Origin of the sequence: Gemella bergeri ATCC 700627, assembly GCF_000469465.1 — a bacterium.
GTDB lineage: Bacteria > Bacillota > Bacilli > Staphylococcales > Gemellaceae > Gemella > Gemella bergeri.
Window position 1 is genome coordinate 1 of record NZ_KI271801.1, and the last position, 20,622, is coordinate 20,622.

General features: G+C 30.9%; 19 protein-coding genes and 1 other annotated feature. Of the genes, 3 read left to right on the forward strand and 16 right to left on the reverse strand.

Going from position 1 to position 20,622, the window contains the following annotated elements; genetic code table 11:
* The 6 genes from HMPREF1983_RS00945 to yidC all read right to left on the reverse strand — a co-directional run.
* Positions 1 to 1,278, reverse strand: a 1,278-nt coding sequence (locus HMPREF1983_RS00945) for a collagen-binding protein (RefSeq protein ID WP_021752402.1), incomplete at its 3' end; no start/stop codon positions are given.
* A gap of 593 nt (positions 1,279 to 1,871) precedes the next feature.
* On the reverse strand, positions 1,872 to 3,506 hold the full coding sequence (locus HMPREF1983_RS00950; protein ID WP_021752403.1) for a Na/Pi cotransporter family protein: 1,635 nt from the start codon (positions 3,504 to 3,506) through the stop codon (positions 1,872 to 1,874).
* A gap of 257 nt (positions 3,507 to 3,763) precedes the next feature.
* Entirely contained in the window at positions 3,764 to 4,045 is a 282-nt protein-coding gene (gene rpmA / locus HMPREF1983_RS00955) for a 50S ribosomal protein L27 (protein ID WP_027130209.1), read from the reverse strand.
* Positions 4,046 to 4,050: 5 nt separating this feature from the next.
* A complete protein-coding gene (locus HMPREF1983_RS00960; RefSeq protein WP_021752405.1) occupies positions 4,051 to 4,380 on the reverse strand; it encodes a ribosomal-processing cysteine protease Prp in 330 nt (109 codons plus the stop codon).
* A gap of 2 nt (positions 4,381 to 4,382) precedes the next feature.
* Positions 4,383 to 4,691 (reverse strand): 50S ribosomal protein L21, encoded by a 309-nt coding sequence (rplU, locus tag HMPREF1983_RS00965; protein ID WP_021752406.1) that lies wholly within the window; start codon positions 4,689 to 4,691, stop codon positions 4,383 to 4,385.
* 17 nt (positions 4,692 to 4,708) lie between these two features.
* Positions 4,709 to 4,780 (reverse strand) — a sequence feature (ribosomal protein L21 leader region).
* A gap of 236 nt (positions 4,781 to 5,016) precedes the next feature.
* A complete protein-coding gene (yidC, locus tag HMPREF1983_RS00970; protein WP_021752407.1) occupies positions 5,017 to 5,904 on the reverse strand; it encodes a membrane protein insertase YidC in 888 nt (295 codons plus the stop codon).
* A 314-nt stretch (positions 5,905 to 6,218) separates the two neighbouring features.
* On the opposite strand from yidC, the gene HMPREF1983_RS07540 reads away from it, so the two are divergent.
* From HMPREF1983_RS07540 to HMPREF1983_RS00980, 3 genes are all read left to right on the forward strand, one after another.
* Entirely contained in the window at positions 6,219 to 6,563 is a 345-nt protein-coding gene (locus HMPREF1983_RS07540; protein WP_021752408.1) for an ArsR/SmtB family transcription factor, read from the forward strand.
* A 68-nt stretch (positions 6,564 to 6,631) separates the two neighbouring features.
* Positions 6,632 to 6,814: a hypothetical protein gene (locus HMPREF1983_RS07915; protein WP_021752409.1), complete on the forward strand. Its 183-nt coding sequence runs from the start codon at positions 6,632 to 6,634 to the stop codon at positions 6,812 to 6,814.
* Between the two features lie 101 nt (positions 6,815 to 6,915).
* Positions 6,916 to 7,845, forward strand: coding sequence for an MFS transporter (locus tag HMPREF1983_RS00980; RefSeq protein ID WP_021752410.1), 930 nt, complete (start codon positions 6,916 to 6,918; stop codon positions 7,843 to 7,845).
* 216 nt (positions 7,846 to 8,061) lie between these two features.
* Here the strand turns inward: HMPREF1983_RS00980 and HMPREF1983_RS00985 are convergent, their stop codons facing one another.
* The 10 genes from HMPREF1983_RS00985 to HMPREF1983_RS01030 all read right to left on the reverse strand — a co-directional run bounded on the left by HMPREF1983_RS00985 (position 8,062) and on the right by HMPREF1983_RS01030 (position 20,565).
* Entirely contained in the window at positions 8,062 to 9,342 is a 1,281-nt protein-coding gene (locus HMPREF1983_RS00985; RefSeq protein WP_021752411.1) for a solute carrier family 23 protein, read from the reverse strand.
* 320 nt (positions 9,343 to 9,662) lie between these two features.
* Positions 9,663 to 10,247 (reverse strand): peptidylprolyl isomerase, encoded by a 585-nt coding sequence (locus tag HMPREF1983_RS00990; protein ID WP_040460751.1) that lies wholly within the window; start codon positions 10,245 to 10,247, stop codon positions 9,663 to 9,665.
* Between the two features lie 73 nt (positions 10,248 to 10,320).
* A complete protein-coding gene (gene thrS / locus HMPREF1983_RS00995; RefSeq protein WP_021752413.1) occupies positions 10,321 to 12,264 on the reverse strand; it encodes a threonine--tRNA ligase in 1,944 nt (647 codons plus the stop codon).
* Positions 12,265 to 12,612: 348 nt separating this feature from the next.
* A complete protein-coding gene (locus tag HMPREF1983_RS01000; protein ID WP_040460752.1) occupies positions 12,613 to 13,875 on the reverse strand; it encodes a competence/damage-inducible protein A in 1,263 nt (420 codons plus the stop codon).
* 92 nt (positions 13,876 to 13,967) lie between these two features.
* Positions 13,968 to 15,425 carry a DEAD/DEAH box helicase gene (locus tag HMPREF1983_RS01005; RefSeq protein WP_021752415.1) on the reverse strand — a complete coding sequence of 486 codons (1,458 nt, stop codon included), beginning with the start codon at positions 15,423 to 15,425 and terminating at the stop codon, positions 13,968 to 13,970.
* A gap of 252 nt (positions 15,426 to 15,677) precedes the next feature.
* Positions 15,678 to 16,418 carry a nitroreductase family protein gene (locus HMPREF1983_RS01010; protein WP_021752416.1) on the reverse strand — a complete coding sequence of 247 codons (741 nt, stop codon included), beginning with the start codon at positions 16,416 to 16,418 and terminating at the stop codon, positions 15,678 to 15,680.
* 147 nt (positions 16,419 to 16,565) lie between these two features.
* The gene (gatB, locus tag HMPREF1983_RS01015) at positions 16,566 to 17,993 is read right to left on the reverse strand and encodes an Asp-tRNA(Asn)/Glu-tRNA(Gln) amidotransferase subunit GatB (RefSeq protein ID WP_021752417.1); all 1,428 of its coding nucleotides are present in this window, start codon (positions 17,991 to 17,993) and stop codon (positions 16,566 to 16,568) included.
* Positions 17,994 to 18,006: 13 nt separating this feature from the next.
* Complete coding sequence (gene gatA, locus HMPREF1983_RS01020; protein WP_021752418.1) at positions 18,007 to 19,464, reverse strand: Asp-tRNA(Asn)/Glu-tRNA(Gln) amidotransferase subunit GatA; 1,458 nt, start codon at positions 19,462 to 19,464, stop codon at positions 18,007 to 18,009.
* Between the two features lie 21 nt (positions 19,465 to 19,485).
* Positions 19,486 to 19,776 carry an Asp-tRNA(Asn)/Glu-tRNA(Gln) amidotransferase subunit GatC gene (gene gatC / locus HMPREF1983_RS01025; RefSeq protein ID WP_040460753.1) on the reverse strand — a complete coding sequence of 97 codons (291 nt, stop codon included), beginning with the start codon at positions 19,774 to 19,776 and terminating at the stop codon, positions 19,486 to 19,488.
* A gap of 126 nt (positions 19,777 to 19,902) precedes the next feature.
* Positions 19,903 to 20,565, reverse strand: a complete 663-nt coding sequence (locus HMPREF1983_RS01030) for a gamma-glutamyl-gamma-aminobutyrate hydrolase family protein (RefSeq protein ID WP_021752420.1) — start codon at positions 20,563 to 20,565, stop codon at positions 19,903 to 19,905.
* Positions 20,566 to 20,622 lie beyond the last annotated feature (57 nt).

Below are 20,622 nucleotides of genomic sequence, written 5' to 3' on the forward strand. Positions count from 1 at the left end.
TCCTTCCGCTTTTCCTCCGGCTGCCAAATAGTTTAAAGTGAATTCTGCATCAGTATTAATTTTTCCATTATATTTTAATGTAGCTTTATTTTTAAATATTTCTCCATCTGATGGGGTATAATCAGCTTTTATATCATATTTTATATAATAGCCCTCTTTCCCAATATCTCCTAATTCAAGAGAAAAACCTTTTTGGTCAGGATCCCATTTTATCTTAGCTTTATAATTATTAGTAACATCTTTATCATCTTTATGTTTCCAATGTCCATTGTCCCAATACCATTTAACTTTGTATATCCTAACAGTATCTTGTAACATTTTCACACCATAAGTATTATCATCCAGTCTATCTTGAACCCTTACCCCCTTCAAATCTTCTTCACTTTCATTAATGGCTATACTATAATGAAAAAGACTCTTATTATCTTTATCTTGCCACCCAACTTTTTCTATTATAGAATGATATTTTGGGTTAGGACCTTTATAATGTAATGTTCCTGCAGAAATTGTTACATCATTACTTATAGTGAATTTAAGATCAATATTTTTTTCTTCTTTAACCCTAGTTTCATCAACCCTTGCGTAGAAGAATAGTTCCCCTTTTACATCTGAGTGTTTTTCTGGATAATCCGTATATGTTAAAGTAATAGTTTTAGTAGCAGAATCTATTACAGCATTTGCTACTAAATTACCATCAGCATCTTTTACTTCAAATTTTATTGCGCTCCCGCCAAATGTTAGTTGTTCAGGTAATTTTATTGTGGTTGTATCATCTTTCTTCACTTTATTATTAGGAAGAGAAAACTCCGCATATACCCTAAATGTTCTCCACATTTCGACCGTATTATTAGGTATTGTCCCTCCATCATAACTTTTAATATACATTTTAGTAATTACATCATTATGTATTGCAGCATTTCTTGCCAGAGATTTTATTATATTATCAGAGATATTTTCGGTTTCACCTCTTTTCTCTGATACAATATTTGTAGTCCCTTTAGCACTAACACCTAAGTCCGCAGTATTGTCAGCTTTTTTATTTGTTTTTGCTGTATTATCAACTTTATCGCTAACTTTTTTTTCTGTAGCTTCGGTATTCTTGCCTTGAGTTTCTTTTTTAACTGCATTTTTTTGTACTTTTGTACTTGTAGTTAAATTCTCTCCCTGTTTTCCACCTTCTGCCCTAGCAATATTTGTATTTGAGCTTATAACTGTAGTCAATATTGTGCTACATATTAAAAGCACAGTCGTTATCCATATAAAAATCTTCTTTTTCATGAATAATACTTCCTTTCTTTGTATTTTTAAGTAGGATTTAATTTACACCTTAAATATGATATATATTATAACATACCTGACAAGACAAACACACTCATATTAGCAATGCAAACTAACAACCTACCCCAAAATATATTGTAACATACTGTAGTTTTATTGTAAAATAAATCCTATTTTTATATCCATTTAATTAAACTGATTTTGTGTTTGAACACAGTTATACTGTTTATAAAAACCTTTTGTTATGGTTATTGAATTATTTTTACATAAATTAAATACTATTTTATTTACACTTAGAGAAAATACTCATAATAACATGGGACTTGTGCCTCCATATTTTTTTACCAAAAAAAGAATAATTTTTATTATATATAGTTCTCTTTTTTCATATAGCAAGTATTTTTATCCTGTACTTTATCTTTTCACCTGAATTAAGTTATTAATAATTAAAAAACGAAAGTGGAATTTCACTTTCGTTTTTTAGTTATTCTTACTTTAACTTATTTGAATTTGATATAATTTATATAAAACTAATACTATTAATAATATTATTACAAATAATATAAAATACATCTTTTGTTTATTAGTCATATCTAAATATTTCCTTGAATTTCTTTTTCCAAAATATTTCTAGAGTGTTCACAAATTCTTGTAAAATGCTGAATTAAATCCATATATACAACTCCTGCCGGAATTTCGCATTCACCGTCTTTCATACGCTGTGTATGCTTTTTACGAGCTTTTTTCTCAAGTTCATAAATATTTCCACAAGCAGCCAGTGCCGCACCGGCAATTGCAATGTTTTTTTCTTCTAATGATTTAATTGTTTTTTCAATTATACCGTTTGATAATTCAAACATTTCTTGAACTTCTGCTTTCGCATCATCTGAGAATTTTAATTTCTTTTTAATTTGATAGTTTACAGATCCTACTATATCTCTAGCGTGATCGCCAACACGTTCAATATCACGTGTCCCATCTAGAAGAACTGACGCGTGTAACCCCTCTTTTGGACCTAGTTTTTCTCTAAATAATAAAGTTAAGTAGTCTGTCATTTCCTCATCAAAATTATTAATAGCTTCTTCTAATGTTTCAGCTTTTTCATTGAACTGCTCTTCTCGTGTCATAAAATATTCAACCGAATTTTTTAAGCTTTTTTTAGATAGTTTTAACATTTCCACAAATTCTTTTTCCACTTGACCAAGTGCTACTGCCGGTGCACTTGTTATTAACGACTTATCAAGATATTGTGTAGTATATTTAATTTGTTCATCTTCACCGGGAATAGCTTTAGTAATAATTTTAACCAATAGCCAAATGAATGGGAATTGTAAAACGGTATTAAATATATTAAATGTACCATGCCCAAAAGCTATTGCCATTTTCGGTTCTAACCCCAGCAGATTTTCCATATACCCAATAAACATAATATACGGCTCTAAAAGTATTAAACATATTACCGTCCCTATTACATTAAACATAATATGTGAAATTGCTACACGTTTCGCTGCAATATTAGTTCCAACAATAGCCAACGCTGCCGTTGTTATTGCAGTCCCTATATTATCACCAAAAATAACGGGGATAGCACCATGTAAATTAAGTGCATGTTCGGCATATAAATTTTGGAGGATAGCGATAGTTGCAGCAGAAGATTGAATCATTACCGTTAACAATGTACCAACTCCGACACCTACCCAAGCACTATCATCAATATGTGTTAAAATCGTTTGAAACCAATCCATAGTTTTTAGTGGTCCCATGGCCGTTGACATCATTTTTAAAGCATAGAATATTCCACCAAAACCGAAAATTACACGCCCTATATTATTAATGAGTTTTGCTCTTGTAAAAAATAAAAATGCTGCTCCCAAAAATATAAGCGGTAATGAATAATGCGATACATTAAAACCTATAATGAATGATGTTAATGTTGTACCGATATTAGATCCCATTACAATTGCAATTGCCTGTTTTGTCTTTAATAAACCGGCACCTACCAAACTAACCGTAATAACGATTGTTCCGGTACTTGACTGAATAAGAACTGTAACTAACACCCCGGCGAATAATGCCATCAATGGTTTAGAAGTATATTTATCTAACACATAACGCATCTTGTCCCCTGCTATTAGTTGTAGACCATCTCCCATATATTTAATACTAAATAAAAATAAACCCAGTCCACCTAAAAAAGAAAATAAAATTTCTTGTCCTAATGTTGACACTTTTTTTCCTCCTGAAAATATATCTGTACACTGTCAAATGCACAAATAGAGTTTAACATATATAAATTAAAAATACAACTAATAAAAGTATTAAAATATTATTACATAAATAAAGTGTTTTCATAATGTATTTTTGTGAAATATTAAAGACTATATTGAGTAAAAATTAAAAATTTTATATATTCTAAAAATTGAAAAAATAAAAAAGAGAACTTTTATTTAAGATTAACCATAAATAAAAATTCTCTTCATATATATTATGCTTGTGGATATACTGAAACTTTTTTACGACTACGTCCGTATCTTTCGAAACGAACAACTCCGTCAACTAGTGAAAATAGTGTATCATCTCCACCTTTTCCTACGTTAGTTCCAGGATAAATTTTTGTACCACGTTGTCTGTATAATATAGAACCTGCAGTTACGTACTGACCGTCAGCTCTTTTTGCACCTAAACGTTTAGATTCAGAATCACGTCCGTTTTTAGTAGAACCTACCCCTTTTTTAGATGCGAAGAATTGTAAATTTAATTTTAACATCATCTCTAATTCACCTCTCTTGTTTCAATAGTTATATAATCTGCATAATTTGCTTCAATTGTTTTTAGCGATACCAACATCGCTTGTAAAAGAAGTTGTTCCGTCATTGTAGATTTTAATGAACGATAAGTTAAATGTCCTGTTTCATCTTCACTAACTGAAATATCAAACACTACCTCATCATCAAGTTCATCAATCGAATTAATCAATCCAAAAATAATCGCTGAAACACCCGCACAAACAATATCTGAACCTTCTTCAGCAAAATTTGCATGACCATCAACAATGATTTGTTTTATGTTATTAACCCCTTTTGTTATTTCGACTTTAATCATAATTAAGCGTTAATTTTTTCAACTACTAATTTAGTGAATGGTTGACGATGACCTAATTTACGGTGATTGTTTTTCTTAGGTTTGTATTTAAATACTGTTATTTTTTTACCTTTACCTTGAGAAACAACTTTAGCTGTTACCGTTGCACCCGCTACTAATGGAGCACCAATTTTAGCATTTTCCCCACCTACTAGTAATACTTTGTCGAAAGTTACTGTTGAATCAACTTCTACTGCTAATTTTTCAACTAGAATAGTTTGACCTTCTTCAACACGTAATTGTTTTCCACCTGTTTCGATTACTGCGTACATATCTGCACCTCCTTAAATTTTTTACTAAGACTCGCCATATAAGGTGGATTTCTCACTTAATTACCTTACACGTGCGGTTGTAGTAGCTATTTAGGAGCTACTCAACATTAACAATTCTACCACAGATATACCTGCTAGTCAATAAAAAATATAAAATGATAATGCAAAACTTTATTAAAGTCCTAAATTGTAAAGTTAAAAATTCATAAAGCAAAATTTTACTACATTCTTTATTATTTTATCTCTATAATTTTTACAATTTAGAATTAATATCAAGATTTAAAAAAGGTTCAGCAGCATTACTACTAAACCTTTCTATTCTATTTTATTTACGTTTTTTCTTATTAGAAACTAAAGTCACCTTATTAGGATCAAAAGTTTGTTTCTTTTGTTTTTCCGGAACATATGGTGGATATAGTGCATGTCCTACATAAGTTTGGAATATTAAAAATAGTCCCCCCACAATATAGTACACCGCAACCGCTCCGGCTACCCAGAATGAGAATATTGTAATCATTACCGGGCTTAACCATTGCATAAGTTTCATCTGTTGTTGCATTTGTTCTTGACCGGGTTGAGTAACCTGTGGCATCATCTTCATTGATAAGCGTGTTTGAATAGCGTAAACAATAAACGCAATTACAGGTAATGTGTATGAACGTGTCCCAAGATTGAAAATACCCAAAAATGTTGAATCAATAATTCCTGCTGAATACAACGGATTAGATAATGTATAAAACAACGCCGTTAAGAATGGAAGAGGAATGAATAATGGTAAACATCCACCTAAACTCATTGGATTTGCTCCATATTTTTTCATAATGGCAAACTGTTCTTTTTGAATTTCCATCAATTCGCTGCGAGCTTGCATTTTTTCTTCATTAGAAATTGCACGAGCTTCTTTTTCACGTGCAGCTTTTTGTTTTGCTTGAATAACTTCTAATTCAGGGCGTGCCAACTCTTGCCCTTTACGTGCTTTATTTTGTATTTTGTAATTATTTAACATAAATGGTAATACTAATAATCTTATAATAAGAGTAATAATTACGATTGACCAGCCCCAACTTCCGGTATATTCATGAATTTTGCTTAAGGCTATGTCCATAGGTTTGACAAATGTATCATAAAACGTACCACTTCTATCTTGTGGAGAACACCCTGACAATACGAATACACCTGCAAAACCTAATAAAAGTGCAAATAATTTTTTCAATTTTAATCTCCTTAATTTTAATTTTTCTATAACTAATTTTCTAATTCTTACACTGTAAAACTAATTACAGATCATTTTCACCTAGTAAATTATAACAGATATAAAAGAGGTAGTCAAACCTTTTATTTATTACTCAATTGCCGCAACAAAAAAATGTTTTAAAAAAAAAAAAAAATATTAACAATATAAGGAGAGTATATTACAATTAAAATTAAAGAAAGGGGTGATTATTATTAAAGACATACATTACATAACAGATATCGAAAAATTAAAGGTAATTTCTGATCCATTGAAAATAAATATTCTTACCGCTCTTGGTACAGAAAAAAAATTCTCAACAACTTGCTAAACTATTAAAAATAAATAGAACTAGAATTCATTATCACCTTAATATATTAGAAGAATTTAATTTTATCGAAGTTGTTGATACCGATTCTATCAACGGAATAATTCAAAAATACTATTTACCAACTACTCATACATTTATTCCAGCACCAAATATTTTTAATGATTTCTTTAACAATATCTCATTGAACTTTAATATTGATAAAGAAAACGAAGAAAAATTTTGGTATGAATTAAAGCAGCTCGAAAATAAATTTTTCTCTAAGAAAGATACTGATATAATAAATAAACCGTCAAAAAAAAATAATCGTTAGATTATATTTTGATGTTAAATTGAATTTTATCGTTAAATTATAATTTATTACAGAAAGGAGTTTATATTATGTTTAAAAATAAAGATTTTTCTCTTTTACTTTTAGGAAGATTTATCACAAACTTTGGTGATAGCATTTATTCAATAGCAACCTTAACTTTAGTGTATACAATGACTAATTCTACTTTTTATACCGGAGTAACATTATTTTACTGCAATATTACAAATATTTATATCACCTATAATAAGTAAAATTAATATAAAATTATTTTTGATATGTTCGCAGCTTTCTCAATCTATTATATTGCTGCTTATACCTTATTTAATGTTTATAAACAAATTACATATATACTTTGATATCTATAATAGCATTTATTAGCCTTGCTAATCAGATTGTATATCCTATCCAGCTTTCGCTTCTTCCCAAGATTGTTAAACAAAAAGATCTAATAAAGGCAAACTCTCTATTTTCTATTGCTTATCAAGGTAGTGATGCATTGTTTAATTCAATAGGAGGCTTTATTATTACAGTCTTAGGAACCATATCTTCATTCTTTATAAATAGTTTTACGTTCATTATAAATGCTATATTGTTCATGTTTTTATCAAACAAAATTTCTAAAAAAACTACACTTATTAAGGAGAATGAAAACTATTTTTCTAAACTATATTCTGGAATAAAGATTTGGAACACTCCGATATTAAAACCTCTGCTTATAGGTATTATAATTATAAATTTCTCTACGAGTTCTTTGTTAACTTTACTTCCGGAGTTTTCTGAAAGCAGTATATTCTATGGAATTTTACTTAGTGCTTCTGGATTAGGAACATTGATAGGTGCATTACTTTCCAACTTAGAAAAATTAAAACATCAAAAACTAGGTTCACTATATATTTTCTTTACATTAGGATTTTCTCTTTCTTGGGGAATTTTAAGCATAATTGAAAATAATTCTATTAAAAATATGATACTCATTTTTTTACTTTTTTTAATTGGGTGGATATTAATCGATATATTAAATACATACTCCCAAACTATGATTCAAAGTATTGTAAAAAAAGATAAATTAGATATTGCTATGTCTTCTATGATTGGATTATCTATAACATTCACTCCTCTTGGTGCAATTTTTTCCGGAATTTTAAGCACCCAATATAGTAAAAATATAATTATTATAATTATTGCCAGTTTAATTTTAGGTGTTACTCTATTTTGGGTTTTCAATAAAAATATACGAAAATTAACCAATTTTAAAAATTTAATAGGAGAATTTTATGTATAACATCATTATTAAATAGAAAATAGCTGACGACTTATTCTATGATAAGTTGCCAGCTATCCTTTTTAAAAATTACAGCAAAATACAATTTATTTATTTTCAGATAATTATTCTCTATATTTAAGCATAACTACTTTAACTATTACAATTTTTTTCAGTACTTTTTAAACTTCTTTACCGAAAATTTTTTGAACATGATTTACCTATATATTTTTTCACTTACTCTTTATCTTTTTTTGGTAAACACGCATTAAGAAGTACACCTGTAATCGCCGCTAATGCCATAGACGGTAATTCGAAATTAATACTTTCAAATTTCAACATTGCACCACCAACACCCAGTACAATAATTACTGATGAAATTACTAAGTTTCTGTTAATACTTAAATCTACTTTTTCATCAACCAACATTCTTAACCCACTTGAAGCGATAATACCAAACAATAGTATCGATACACCACCCATTACCGGTGATGGAATAGTAGAAATCAAAGCAGAAAACTTCCCAATAAAGCTTAAAATCAAAGCAAATATCGCAGCTCCACCTAAAACAAATACTGAAAATATTCTTGTAATAGCCAATACTCCAATATTTTCTCCATATGTCGTACTTGGCGGACCACCTAGTAACGAAGCAAACATCATAGCCGTTCCATCAGCTAAAATTGAACGGTGTAACCCCGGATCTTCTAAAAAGTTTTTACCAACTACTTCTGATAATACCATTTGATGTCCTATATGTTCATTAATTGTTACTATTGCTATTGGAACCATTGCAAGTTCCGCAACATTCCACTCCGGTGTATAAGTAATAAAGGGTACCGTAAATTTTGGTAAACTAAACCACGGTGCATCTATTACCGGCTGAAAATCTACCAATCCTGCAAATACCGCCACAATATATCCAAAAACAATACCTAATAGTACAGGTATCTGTTTAGCAAAACCTTTTAATGCTACTGCACAAATAATTGTAATTATTAGTGTAGCGAGTGCTACTAAAAAGTATTTTAAATCATATACTTTAGTGCCATTTACTGTTTTATACATTGCCATATTAACTGCCGTAGGTGATATTCCTAAACCGATAACAATAATAATAGGTCCTACTACCACCGGTGGTAACAATTTCAGCAACCACCCTACTCCAAATTTATAGATAAATAATGCTACAACTCCGTAAACTAAACTGGCTAAAAATGCACCCAACATTGCTGTTTCAATATTATGTGTCGTTGATAACGCTATAATAGGATTAATAAAAGCAAATGATGAACCTAAATATGCGGGAATTTTTCCACGTGTAATAAATAAATACATTAATGTTCCAATACCCGATGTTGTAAGTGCCGTACTTGCGGGTAATCCTGTTAGGATAGGTACTAAAACCGTTGCCCCAAACATTGCGAACAAATGTTGTAGACTGAGCGTTATCCATAAGGCTAATTTGGGTTTCTCATGAACATCTAAGATTGGTTTTATTTTTGATTGCTGTGTCATCTTTCTTCTCCTTATACAAGTATATATATTTATACTCAAACTTTCATAATTATACCATATGTGTAAATATATTAAAAGGATTTTAATTAATAAGTTTTCTTTCCATATTTTTATTCGATATTTTTATTATGATATTTTAAGAATATTATATTGTTTTTTATTTCTAAATTATTTTTTTGATAACATTTACTTTTTAATATATTAGATGAGAAAATTAATTAAAATATTTATTGTAAGTACAATTAGTAAATAAATTTTATATTATAGCGTTAAGTATTACAAAAACGCAAGGTTATCTCAGCCCTTGCGTCTTTGTTTTTCTATTTCACTTCAATTCCTACAATAACAACGTCTTCAACCGGCTTATCTTGTGTCCCGGTTTCTACTGCTGCAATTTTTTCTAATGTTTCTTTACCTTCCAATAATTGTCCAAATACCGTATGACGATGATCTAGGTGAGGCGTACCACCTAGTTCAGCATAACCTTTAACGGCTTCTTCCGGCCAACCACCTCTTTCTAGTGCTTCTAATGTTCTTGCATCTAAATGATTATTTTGAACGATAAAAAATTGACTTCCATTTGTATTCAGTCCAGCATTTGCCATGCTTAACGCCCCATAGAAATGGAAATAGTCCATAGAAAATTCGTCTTCAAAACTATCTCCCCAGATAGATTCTCCACCCATTCCTGTTCCGGTAGGATCTCCACCTTGAATCATAAAATCTTTAATAATACGATGGAAAATAATCCCATTATAATAACCATTTTTAGCATGAATTATAAAGTTTTCTACTGTTTTAGGTATGTCTTTTTTAAAAAGTTTAAATATCATATCTCCATGCGTTGTTTTTATCGTTACTTGAATTTCTCCGTTTAGTATTTCTTTTGTTAATTGCGGTAACATATATTTCCTCCTTATAATTGTGAAAGGAGAAATATATTCTCCCTCCATCTTTTTTATATTATCTATTATGTTATTATGCGTTTTTTTCAATTAATCTCTCGTTAATTTCTTTTAAGATATTTTCTTTAAAGTCTGCAAAACTTTCTTCTTTTTGATTTTGAGAACCGAAAATTCTTACATTAACTGCTTTACTTTCTACTTCTTTATCTCCTATAACTAAAGTATATGGAATTTTTTTACTTGCCGCTTCACGAATTTTATAACCTAGTTTTTCGTTTCTATCATCAATAGCAACTTTAACACCGGATTTTTTAAGCTCTAACATGATTTCTTTTGCATAGTCATAGTGATAATCATTATTTACCGGTATAATACGTACTTGATTCGGCGCTAACCACGTTGGTAAATCTCCTTTGTATTCTTCTAATAAGAACGCAACCATACGTTCCATAGTTGACACAATTCCACGATGAATTACCACCGGACGATGTGCTTTTCCATCTTCTCCGATATATTCCAGTTCGAAACGTTCAGGCAACAAGAAATCTAACTGAATAGTAGATAATGTTTCTTGTTTTCCAATTGCAGTTTCCACTTGAACGTCTAGTTTTGGTCCGTAAAATGCAGCTTCTCCTTCTGCTTCAACATATTCTAAACCAAGTTCATCAGCAGTTTCTTTTAGCATTTGTTGAGCATTATTCCACATTTCATCATCATTAAAATATTTTTCTGTATTTTCAGGATCTCTATATGATAGACGGTAGCTAAAGTTTTTAATACCTAAATCTTTATACGCTTCTTCGATTAATCCTACTGTTAATTTAAACTCATCTTTTAGTTGATCCGGACGAACAAAAATATGAGCATCATTTAAAGTCATACCACGAACACGTTGTAAACCACTTACCGCACCGCTCGCTTCGTAACGGTGCATCATCCCCAATTCAGCAATACGAATCGGCAATTCACGGTATGAATGTTTTTCATTTTTATACACCATCATGTGATGCGGGCAGTTCATCGGACGAAGTACCATTGTTTCATGATCCATTTCCATCGGTGGAAACATATCTTCTTGATAATGTTCCCAGTGTCCACTGGTAATATATAACTCTTTTGACCCCATAATCGGAGTATATACGTGATCATAACCAAGTTCCACTTCTTTATCTACAATGTAACGTTCGATTGTACGTCGTATAGTTGCTCCGTTTGGTAACCATAGCGGTAACCCTGCTCCAACTTTTTGGCTTGTTGTAAAAATTCCTAATTCTTTTCCTAATTTTCTGTGATCACGTTCACGTGCTTCTTGTAGTCTTACTAAATGTTGTTCTAAATATTTTTTTGTAAAGTACGCAGTTCCATAAATACGTTGTAACATTTTATTATCACTGTTACCTCTCCAATATGCCCCTGCCACTGATAGCAATTTGAATTCTTTTATTTTGGCTGTTGAACTAACGTGACCTCCACGGCAAAGATCAATAAAATCACCTTGAGTATATATAGTAATTACTTCATCTTCAGGTAAATCATTAATTAATTCAACTTTATACGGATCTTCTTTAAAAATCTTCAATGCTTCATCACGACTTACTTTACGACCCTCAATCGCTAAGTTTTCATTAATAATTTTCTTAGCTTCTTTTTCAATTTTTTTAAAATCTTCCTCCGTTACTTTATAATCGATATCAAAGTCATAATAGAAACCACCATCAATAGCCGGCCCAACACCAAAGTGTACATCCTTACCATATAATCTTCTCAACGCTTGTGCAAGGACGTGAGCACTTGAATGGCGAAGAACATACAAACTATCTTTATCTTCATCATCTGCAACGATTAATTTAATATGTCCACTATGCGTAATAGGTTCATTTACTTCTATATATTCATCATCTAATTTTGCTGAAATAACTTTTTTCTTTAAACTTATACTAATACTTTCTGCTATTTCTAGCGGTGTTTTATTATCATATTCTCTTTCGCTTCCATCCGGAAAAATTAATTTAACCATTGTTGTATCTCCTTATAACTTTCTTTGCTTAGTATAAAATAAAAATCCCTTCCTAGTCCAAGACTAAGAAGGGACGAACTAATTCCGTGGTACCACCCAATTTTGAAGCAATATACTTCCTCATTAATTGTGATTAAAGCTCACAGCACTTATACCATTACTTTAGGTAGTAACATATAGAACTCATGAGTATTTTCAGCTCCATACTCTCTCTGAAATAAGCTCTCTATATATCATGTCCTAAGCATATTTTTATTTAATAAGTTTATTCTAACACAACAAAATTTTATTTTCAAGTGCTCTTTTAAAAATAATTTGTTAATTTTCCTATAAGTCTTTATCTGAAACTTATATATGTTCTAAAATAATTTTTCTCACTTCATTTAATGCTTCAATACTTGACCTTGTTCTTATCAATTCTCTACTACCGGTAAATATCCTTTCAAATACTTTTACTTCGCCCTGATAATATACAGCAATATAAACCAATCCGACAGGTTTATTCGTATCATCACTCTTAGGTCCCGCTATTCCCGTAGTAGCAACAGCAACATCACTATTTAATCTTCTTGAAACCCCTATGACCATTTCTTTAGCGGTTTGTTCACTAACTGCTCCGAATTGATTTAATGTTTCTTCCTTAACTCCTAAAGCATGAATTTTAGATTTGTTAGAGTAGCAAACTATACCTTCCAGTAAAGAAACGGAAATTCCTCCTTTTTCAACCAGCATAGATGAAAGTTGTCCACCTGTTAATGATTCTGCCACAGAGATAGTCAATTTATTTTCTATTAATAAATTAGCAACAACATTATGCAATTCTGTTTGTGTTTCAGAAATATTATCATCACCAATTAGATATATATATTCACCAACTATTTTTTCAATTTCTAAAACTTTATCATTAATTAATTTTTCGCATAGTTCAACGGTATCATCACTTGCAGTTACACGTAATAAAACTTCTCCTGTTTTTGCATATAAAGCCAATGTTGGATTAGTTTGATTATCCATTAAGTATTTTATCTTCGTTTCCAGTAATGACTCACCTATTCCGTAAAATCGAATATATTTAGAAATAAATTTTTTAGAGCTGAAACGTTCTAAATATGGTCGAACACTTTTTTTAAACATATCTTTCATCTCGCGTGGGGGTCCCGGCATTAAAATAATTCGTTTATTCTCTTCTTCAATAATAATTCCCGGGGCTGTTCCACAAAAATTTTCTAATACTATTGCACCATTTGGTATCATAGCTTGTTTCTTATTATTATCGGTAATTAAGTTTCGTCCGGAACGTGTAAGTCGTTCTAATATTTTTGCCCACGAATATTCATGAAAATAAAAATCCCGATTAAAATATTCGGCGGCACATTCCTTTGTAATGTCATCATCAGTAGGACCTAGACCACCGGTTATAATTACAGTATCATTTTCACAAAAGGCTGTGCTTAATGTTTGTAATAGACGATCACGATTATCCCCTACTGTTGTTTGACGATGAACATCTATTCCGAGTGTTGCCAATTCTTTCGATAAATATGCTGTATTAGTATTTACTATATCTCCAAGTAATATTTCAGTCCCTACAGAAATCAATTCTACTCTCATAATTTCTCCTTTCATGTCTTACTATTTTACTATTATTTTACACCAAAGCCTAATAAAAATAAAGACTGCACCATCTACAATCTTTATTTTTATTATTTATTTTGCATTCTTCTACCTTTTTTATCAAAGAATTTTTTATCATAATTCTTCTCAGTTTTTGGTTTTCTATTTCTATCTGAACGTGATCTTCTGTTATTATTTCTTGAAGAATATTTTTTCTTTTTATCTTGTTTTCGTGGTAACGGTTTTTCAAATGATAACTCAATATCCACTTCTTTTTTATCGTTAATTATTTTACTTAATAGAATAGTTATTATTTTTTCAGCATTACTCTCTGCTAATAATTTATTGGCAAGGCTGTTAAACTCAACATGATTTTTATCAATTTCTGAAACTACTTCTGTAAACATTCTATTATATCTGGCACGTTTTACTTCATTGTTCGTATAAGGACGCAGCATTTTCATTCGTTGCCCACGATCGTTTTCAATATCTCTCAAATAAGGCATTTCTATCGGATTTAAAAATGTTATGGCAACCCCGGATTTCCCGGCTCTTCCGGTTCTTCCAATCCTATGAGTATAGCTTTCTACATCTTGTGGAATATCAAAATTATACACATGTGTTACATCACTAATATCTATTCCACGTGCAGCAACATCAGTAGCTACTAAAATCTGCAATGAATTATTTTTAAATTTACGCAATATTTCTAAACGTTTAGATTGAGTAATATCACCATGTAACCCTTCCGCTAAATAACCTTTTGTTATTAAAGCACTTGATAGTTCATCCACACGACGTTTCGTTCTTCCAAAAATAATTGCTAGGTTTGGATTTTGAACATCTAAAAAACCTATCAACGCATCTAGTTTTTCGTTTTCTCTTGCAATTGTTGCAAATTCTGTAATATCAGGATTTAAGTCTTCATCACTCATAGTTTTTATTAACTTATACTCTGTCATAAAATCTTTAGACAATTCCATTATTGTTTTAGGCATTGTCGCTGAAAATAATAATGTTTGATGTTTTGTTGTTATCTTTGACAAAATATATCTCACATCATCAATAAATCCCATATTAAGCATTTCATCTGCTTCATCTAAAACTAAATGATTAAGTTTTTCTAATTTTAATGTTTTTCTATTGATATGATCTATTATTCTACCAGGTGTTCCTACAACTATTTGCGGTCGACGTTTAAGTTCTTGTATTTGTCTTTCAATACTGGTTCCACCAAAAATTATACTAACTTTCAACCCTTTGTCTTTTGACATAAATCTAAGTTGCTCTCCCACCTGTTGAGCAAGTTCTCTTGTTGGCGCCAATATTAAAGATTGCAATTCGTCCGTTTTTCTCACAATATCCACTATAGGTATTCCAAAAGCTCCTGTTTTACCTGAACCGGTTTGTGCTTGGGCAAGTACATCAATTCCTGAAAAAACATAAGGAATTGTTTCTTTTTGAATACCTGTAGGAGTTGTAAAATTCATATTTGTTAATGAATTAACTGTTGCTTTACTGACTCCCAATTCTTCAAATGTTGTCATTTAATTCTCCTTTATCATTCTTTACATAATCCTATTTTTATATAACCTAGCTATTATAACATATTTAAAACTGTAAGTACATTATTAAAGTATTATAAACTTAATAAAACTATAATTTTTTTTTGTAACAGCCACCCAAGATTGTTTTAAATCTATGTACCTAATAAATAATTTAGTTATTTAAAAATATATACCATAATAAAAAAAATAAACTACATAACTTTATATTATTATGTAGTCTATTATATTTTATTATTTAATAAATTTTTGTTCTTTCAAAACTTCTTGCGTCACCGTCTCTAACGGTTTTGCTCCGTAAAAGTCTGCAAATTTTTTTGTCCAAGTTTTAGTTTCACGTGCTTCTGCAAATTTTATCATTGTATTTACATATTCACCAATTAATTCTTTATTTGATGTAGGAAATGCGTTATATCCTACATTTGCATTTTTTGGCAAACGGGGCTTAATTTTTTCTACACTAAGTTTTGTATCTACAACACCGATACTTAATCCGCATACCATAAATGAATTTTCCGGAACATTAAGTATTTTTGATATTTTTTTACTAACAAAACGTATACCTCCACAGCAGACAGTACCATATCCTAAAGATTCAGCTGCAACAACTGCGTTTTGCATTGCCAACGCCGCATCTGTCGTCGCTGTAATTAATGCCTCATAACTATTTTCTATATTAAAATCAACCTCTTCCAATTCGCACGCTAATTTAATATTATTAAAATCAGCATAAAAAATCAAAAATGCTCCACTATTATCTATATGATTTTTATTAACACCACTAACTTCAGCAATTTCAGTTTTTATTTTTTCATCGTTCACAATAACAATGCTATAATGTTGTCCATTCATCCAACTAGGTGCTTGACGAGCACTATCCACAATTGCCGTAAGTTCTTCTATCGGGATGTGTTTTCCTTTAATAAAATGCCTATGTGTTCTGTGATTTTTTAATAACTCTATAGTAGCATTCATAATCTCACCTCTTTAAAATAATTATATCTATATTATACTGCTAAAAATCAATTTTAGAAAGCGATTACTCTTTGGCTTTTAATAACTTTATCTCATATAAATAAAAACTGATACTTAATTCTATAACAGTACCAGTTTTTATACTTTTTATCTCTTTGTTATTTCTTCTAAAAGCATTTTGTTAATCATTTGCGGATTTGCCTGTCCTTTTGATGCTTTCATAATTTGTCCTACTAAGAAACCTATTGCACGATCACGACCGTTTTTGTAATCTTCAATTGATTGTGGATTATTATCCAACGCTTCATTTACCCAAGCCATAAGTTTACCGGTATCCGATACTTGAACCAAACCTTTTTCTTTAACAATTTGTTTTGCATCACCACCGTGTTCAATTAATTCAGCAAATACTTTTTTAGCTATCTTACTTGAAATTGTACCATCCGTAATTAAATTAATCATTCCGGCTAACCCTTCGGCTGTTAGAGATGTTTCTTTTAGTTCTTTTTGAACCCTATTTAAGTACGCATTTACATCAACCATTAAATAATTTGAGGCCAATTTTGGATCTGCACCCAGTTTTACAGTTTCCTCAAACATATCTGACATTTCTTTTGTTAGTGTTAAAACATGGGCATCATATGCAGGTAATCCTAATTTTTCTTGATAACGTTTACGGCGTGCATCCGGAAGTTCAGGAATAGTTTTTCTTACTTCTTCCATCCATTCATCTGAAATGATTATAGGTACTATATCCGGCTCCGGAAAATATCGATAATCGTCCGATCCTTCTTTAACACGCATTAATTTTGTTGTTCCTGTTGTTTCATCAAAACGGCGTGTTTCTTGCTTAATTTCTCCTCCGGAAAGTATTACCTGTTCTTGTCTTTTCTCTTCATATTCAAGACCTTTTCTCACAAAAGTGAAAGAGTTTAAATTTTTGAGTTCAGTTTTTGTTCCGAATTTATCTTGTCCATAAGGTCTTATCGAAATATTTGCATCACAACGCATAGAACCTTCTTCCATTTTTACATCTGATACTTCAATATATTGGATAATTGAACGTAATTTTTCTAAATAAGCATATGCCTCTTCCGGTGTTCTAATGTCAGGTTCAGAAACAATTTCTATCAGCGGCGTTCCCTGTCTATTTAAGTCGACCAGTGAATATCCATTTTTATGTGTTAATTTCCCTGCATCTTCTTCAAGGTGTGCTCTTGTAATGCCAATACGTTTTGTTTCTCCATTTACTTCAATATCTATCCAGCCATGTTCTCCAATTGGTTGATCAAACTGAGATATTTGATATGCTTTTGGATTATCCGGATAAAAATAATTTTTTCTATCAAATTTTGATTCTTTTGCCACTGTCATATTAAGTGCCATAGCAGCTTTCATTCCCCATTCAACTGCACGTTTATTAACAACCGGTAGCACACCGGGATACCCTAAATCGATTACATTTGTATTCGTGTTCGGTTCTGCTCCAAAATGTGCCGGAGATGGTGAGAATATTTTTGAATTTGTTTTTAATTCTACGTGGACTTCTAGCCCAATTACTGTTTCAAAATGCATCGTACTTCTCCTATTAAATTTCTATTTTTTTATCATGTAAGTTATAATGTTGTTCAAAATTATAAGCAACATCGTACAGTGTTGATTCGGCAAATGGTTTTGCTATTATTTGCATACCTATTGGACGTTTACCTTTAAACCCACACGGGATACTTAACCCCGGTAATCCTGCCATATTTACCGGAATTGTTAAAATATCATTTGCATACATTGTAACCGGATCCCCAATTTCTTCTCCAACATTAAATGCCACTGTCGGTGCTGTCGGGCCGATAACAACATCGTATTTTTCAAATATTCTATCAAAATCTTGTTTAATTAATGTTCTAACTTGTTGTGCTTTTTTATAATAAGCGTCATAATAGCCGGAAGATAATACGTATGTTCCTAGCATAATACGACGTTTAACTTCTGCTCCAAAACCTTCACCTCTTGTTTTTTTGTAGATTTCTTCTAAATTTTTTGCATTTGGACTTCTAAATCCGTAGCGAATACCGTCAAAACGTGAAAGATTAGAACTTGCTTCCGCCGAAGCAATAATATAATATGTAGAAATGGCATATCCTGTATTTGGTAATGATACTTCTTCCACGACAGCTCCTTGACTTTCTAAATATTTTACACTATCAAGCACAGCTTTTTTTACATCTTCATCAATGCCTTCACCAAAATATTCTTTTGGTAAAGCAATTTTTTTACCTTTTATATCTCCGGTAATAATCTTGCTATATTCCGGAACTTTTACGGGTGCACTTGTCATATCGTTTTCATCAACCCCCGAAATAATTTCTAAGATGCGTGCATTATCTTTTACAGTACGTGTCATAGGTCCAATTTGATCTAAAGATGAAGCAAATGCTACTAAACCAAAACGTGATACACGTCCATAAGTTGGTTTCAAACCTACAATTCCACAATATGAGGCCGGTTGACGTACTGAGCCGCCGGTATCACTTCCTAGTGAAAAACTTACTTGTCCCGCTGCAACAGAAGTAGCACTACCTCCGCTTGAACCGCCGGGAACAGCCTCCAAATCATGTGGATTTCGCGTTAATTTATAATACGACGTTTCAGTAGATCCCCCCATTGCAAACTCGTCCATATTAAGTTTACCCATTAATATAGGATTTTCTACATTTAGTTTATTCATTACTGTTGCATCATAAATCGGGTTAAAACCTTCTAATATTTTCGAAGCACACGTTGTCTGAATATCTTTGGTAATAATATTATCTTTAATTCCCATTGGAATACCAAATAATTTTCCATTGTAATTTCCTGCTTCTTGCATTTTATCCAGTTTCTTCGCTTTATCCACAGCTAATTCTTCCGTGATTGTAATAAAAGAACCGACTTTATCTTCTGTTTCTTTAATTCTTTTAAGCGAACTTTGTACTAAGTCACTCGGTTTAATTTCTTTATTTTTTAGTTTAGTTTCTAAACTTTCTATTGATTCATGAATTAAACTCATCAAATTATCTCCTTATTAATATTATTCTATTATTGTAGGTACCTTAAACTGTCCTGCTTCCGTTTCTTTAGAATTTTTCAATACGTCTTCTCTGTTTATTCCTTGTTCTGCAGTATCTTCTCTAAAAACATTTACCAAGTCAAGTACATGGTAAGTAGGTTTTACATTATTAGTATCTACATTATTCAATTCATTAAATAGGTCAACAACCTGTTCCAATTTTTCAATAATTCCATCGACTTCATTCGCCTGAATTTCCAAACGTGAAAGGTGGGCAATATGTTCTACTTGCTCTTTTGTAATAGTTGTCATATAATCCTCCATTTTTTTATAATCTAACTATTTTATAATAGCATAAAATAGCCTTTTTATCAATGTATTAAAATAAAAAACTAAGCATACAAATATTCTTTCATTACGTACACCTAGTAATAATTTTTATTCACATAAAGATATAAATTGCTCGAACATTTTTATATCCATATCAACTTCCGGATGCCATTGTACACCGATTAAATTTCCTTTTTCAATTGCTTCTATAGTACCATCATCCGCCACAGCAGTAATATTAAAACCTTTTGCTATTTCTTTGATGCCTTGATGATGGATCGAATTTACGTTTGCTCTATTACCACATATTTTATGAATAAAAGAACCACTTTTTACTACAATACCATGTCTCATTAATTTCATTTTATCAGTATGATTATCAATATGTTGAATAAGAGTTCCACCAAAATATACATTTATACTTTGCAAACCGCTACAAATTCCAAAAATCGGTTTATTTCTCTTAGAAAATTCCTCTATTAATTTAAAATCTAATGAGTCTTCATAATTATCTTCTTGATAAATTAACCCTTTTTTTGGTTCTTCTCCATAATAACGCGGATGAATATCTCTATCTCTTCCTGCTATTATTAAACCGCAACACATAGAAGCAATCTTCTCAATCCCTATCTCAGAACAAACCGGAAATAAAATAAAACCGACTTCAGCTGCAATCTCCGAAAAATAACCATTAGTATATAAACGCCGTTTATTTATACCGGCATCTGATCTATATTCTTCACCACGTGTTGAAATTGCAATCACTTTCATATCACTTAACCTCCTCTACGTAAAACTATATAATTTACTATTATAGTTGTTCCGCGA

What these genes read in the sequence shown, in the direction of transcription:
- rplU (WP_021752406.1), bottom strand. Translation starts at nt 4,691, where the DNA reads ATGTACGCAGTAATCGAAACAGGTGGAAAACAATTACGTGTTGAAGAA.
- gatB (WP_021752417.1), bottom strand. Translation starts at nt 17,993, where the DNA reads ATGCATTTTGAAACAGTAATTGGGCTAGAAGTCCACGTAGAATTAAAA.
- thrS (WP_021752413.1), bottom strand. Translation starts at nt 12,264, where the DNA reads ATGGTTAAATTAATTTTTCCGGATGGAAGCGAAAGAGAATATGATAAT.
- HMPREF1983_RS01000 (WP_040460752.1), bottom strand. Translation starts at nt 13,875, where the DNA reads ATGAGAGTAGAATTGATTTCTGTAGGGACTGAAATATTACTTGGAGAT.
- gatC (WP_040460753.1), bottom strand. Translation starts at nt 19,776, where the DNA reads ATGACAACTATTACAAAAGAGCAAGTAGAACATATTGCCCACCTTTCA.
- HMPREF1983_RS01010 (WP_021752416.1), bottom strand. Translation starts at nt 16,418, where the DNA reads ATGAATGCTACTATAGAGTTATTAAAAAATCACAGAACACATAGGCAT.
- HMPREF1983_RS00960 (WP_021752405.1), bottom strand. Translation starts at nt 4,380, where the DNA reads ATGATTAAAGTCGAAATAACAAAAGGGGTTAATAACATAAAACAAATC.
- HMPREF1983_RS00990 (WP_040460751.1), bottom strand. Translation starts at nt 10,247, where the DNA reads ATGTTACCGCAATTAACAAAAGAAATACTAAACGGAGAAATTCAAGTA.
- HMPREF1983_RS00985 (WP_021752411.1), bottom strand. Translation starts at nt 9,342, where the DNA reads ATGACACAGCAATCAAAAATAAAACCAATCTTAGATGTTCATGAGAAA.
- HMPREF1983_RS01005 (WP_021752415.1), bottom strand. Translation starts at nt 15,425, where the DNA reads ATGACAACATTTGAAGAATTGGGAGTCAGTAAAGCAACAGTTAATTCA.
- rpmA (WP_027130209.1), bottom strand. Translation starts at nt 4,045, where the DNA reads ATGTTAAAATTAAATTTACAATTCTTCGCATCTAAAAAAGGGGTAGGT.
- gatA (WP_021752418.1), bottom strand. Translation starts at nt 19,464, where the DNA reads ATGAGTTTAATTCATGAATCAATAGAAAGTTTAGAAACTAAACTAAAA.
- HMPREF1983_RS07915 (WP_021752409.1), top strand. Translation starts at nt 6,632, where the DNA reads ATGTTTAAAAATAAAGATTTTTCTCTTTTACTTTTAGGAAGATTTATC.
- HMPREF1983_RS01030 (WP_021752420.1), bottom strand. Translation starts at nt 20,565, where the DNA reads ATGAAAGTGATTGCAATTTCAACACGTGGTGAAGAATATAGATCAGAT.